The sequence below is a fragment of the Poseidonibacter sp. genome, from assembly GCF_041821165.1.
Lineage (GTDB): Bacteria > Campylobacterota > Campylobacteria > Campylobacterales > Arcobacteraceae > Poseidonibacter.
The window spans coordinates 1-2,277 of sequence record NZ_JBGUES010000256.1 but is presented as its reverse complement, the minus strand read 5'-3'; the positions used below and the strand labels follow the sequence as shown (position 1 = coordinate 2,277).

The 2,277-nt window shown below is 23.5% G+C and carries 3 protein-coding genes; all 3 read left to right on the top strand.

What is annotated here, in order from left to right:
• Nucleotides 1–461: hypothetical protein (locus ACERKK_RS12905; RefSeq protein ID WP_373773484.1), on the top strand; the 461-nt coding region annotated here is incomplete at its 5' end.
• A gap of 51 nt (nt 462–512) precedes the next feature.
• Nucleotides 513–1,121, top strand: a complete 609-nt coding sequence (locus ACERKK_RS12900) for a Wadjet anti-phage system protein JetD domain-containing protein (protein WP_373773483.1) — start codon at nt 513–515, stop codon at nt 1,119–1,121.
• 71 nt (nt 1,122–1,192) lie between these two features.
• The gene (locus ACERKK_RS12895) at nt 1,193–2,173 is read left to right on the top strand and encodes a hypothetical protein (RefSeq protein ID WP_373773482.1); all 981 of its coding nucleotides are present in this window, start codon (nt 1,193–1,195) and stop codon (nt 2,171–2,173) included.
• The last annotated feature ends 104 nt before the right edge of the window (nt 2,174–2,277 follow it).

The window sequence follows — 2,277 nt, the reverse complement described above, 5'->3', positions numbered from 1 at the left end:
CTTTAGCACTTAAAAATGATTCTATATCAAAAGTGCTAAATCAAATTTTAGATAAATTGGATAAACAATCATTTCAAACTCGTACAAATAATATATCAGTTCTAATAAATGAAAAGAATTTTAAAGAGTTATATGAACCAAGTGAGTATTTAAATGATGAAACACTAGAAAAAGATATAAATAATTTAGTTCAAGTAGGACTATTTTCTTTTTCTTCTACTTCAAAAGATTATCTTCCTTTAGCAGATAGAAAAGTAAAACTCATTTTTAATAAAGAGTATGAAAAAACAATAAGAAGCTTTTACAATAGAGAAATTTGCGATAATAAATGGCTTGAATACTTAAAAGAGTTTAAAAATTTAGATGAAGAGTTATTTACAATTTTAAAAACAACACCAATAAGTATAGAAGGTAAAACCCAAAAAGAGGTATTAACAAGATTCCAATCTTGGTTAAAATAGGATAAAATCTCGAACTCTTTAAGACAAGAGAGTGCTAGATGTTTTTGGGGTATGTCAAAAATATTTGAAAATCATAAACTACTAGCTAATTACTTAAATCTTAACAGTATGCCAATTTTCTTGCAAATTCATGCAAAAAGTGAGCAAATAAATAATGTTTTATTTATAGAAAATCTTGAAACATTTAACTCATGTATTCAAAGTCAAAATAAAATATTTGATAACACAGTGTTAGTTTATTCATCAGGATATAAAGCAAGTGCAAAAAGAGTAAGACAAAAAGATGGAAGTAAACTATTTTTTACAAATGATTGTAAGTTTTCAATAAAATCAAAAGAAGATTTTATTTCATGGTTTTATGAAGAGAATAATCTTGATATAAATACTTACTTTTGGGGCGATTTTGATTTTGAAGGCATAAGTATTTTAGGTGCTTTAAAAACAAATTTCAAAAACTTACAAGCATGGCAAATAGCATATGATGAAATGATAAAAGCAATAAAATCAAATTTTGGTCATACAGCTATAATGTCAGGAAAAGATAAACAAAAAGAACCAAAAGATACTTCTTGTTTTTATACTGATAATACCTTAATCCCCTTATTACTTGAAAAAAAGCTTTTTCTTGACCAAGAGTTTGTGGATATTGATGGTTTGTAGTATTTAAAAAAATAAAACTTTTTATAAAAGAAGATTCTACTATAATAATCGAAATAATATTTAGGAAAAAAATGACTCAAAATAGTTTTGAAATCGAAAAAATCTATATCAAACAACAAAATGATTTATATAAATATAAAGACCAACTATTTCAGTTAGGAGTAGAGTATAATACAAAATCTCAAGTATACTCAAACCCTTATGAGATAAGTGACTTAGCTATGAACGAAGTAAAATGGCTATGCGATAAAAACTCTTATACTTATGAGATTAAAGTTCAACAGTATTCTGATTATGATAAAAAAGTTAAGAATCTTTATAAAATGATTATTATTGATAGTTCAAACTTTTTTATTATAAATAGAAGAAATGATAAAAAAGTTTTTATTATCTCAATTTATCAATCATTTGAAAAAGATATTGTAAATATTGTAGATTGTCAAAATGGTAAATATTTTAAAGTAGAACAAAAAGTTCCTGATACTTATAATAAAATATTAGAAATATACAATATGCTTTTATCTATAAATAGTGATGATATTGACTATTTTGATTTAGAAGATTTTATTTTAGTTCTATCAATTTTATTAGAAGAGTATGATAAAGATAGTAGTTTAAAGGGTAAGTTAATAAAATTTAAAAATGTAACAATTAATGCAATAGAAAAAAAAGCTCAAAACAATTTTTTATGTAATTGTGTTAGAGGCTTTTATCCTGAAACTGACTTTTTTATTAAAAATAAAAGAATAGTAAGTAGTCAAACAGAAAACTATGTTACTTATGAGCAAGAAATGAGAATATGGAAATATCTATTTGCTCAAGATAATAGAAAATATATTGGCGTTCGAAAAGAGCCTAATTTATTTGATTTATTTATAAATAAAAAGATTTTTGCAACAATTAATGATTTTGAAACAAAAGTGATTATTCATGAAGTAAAAAATGATTATGGAAAACTAAAAGTTAAAATATTTGATGGCAATAATCACTATTGGCTAAGAAATCTACATACAAAAGATGAATTAATACAAATGGTTAAATCTGCAAGATAAAGTATTATCTAATTTGTTATAAAAGGATTAAGTAGACTTTTACCCATAAAAATGTTATAATCACACTTGCTACTATACCTTTAATTAAATGTTTCATGTTCTTC

Bases quoted from the DNA above. Each gene is read 5' to 3' on its own strand.
- ACERKK_RS12900 (WP_373773483.1), top strand. From the start codon at position 513: ATGTCAAAAATATTTGAAAATCATAAACTACTAGCTAATTACTTAAAT.
- ACERKK_RS12895 (WP_373773482.1), top strand. From the start codon at position 1,193: ATGACTCAAAATAGTTTTGAAATCGAAAAAATCTATATCAAACAACAA.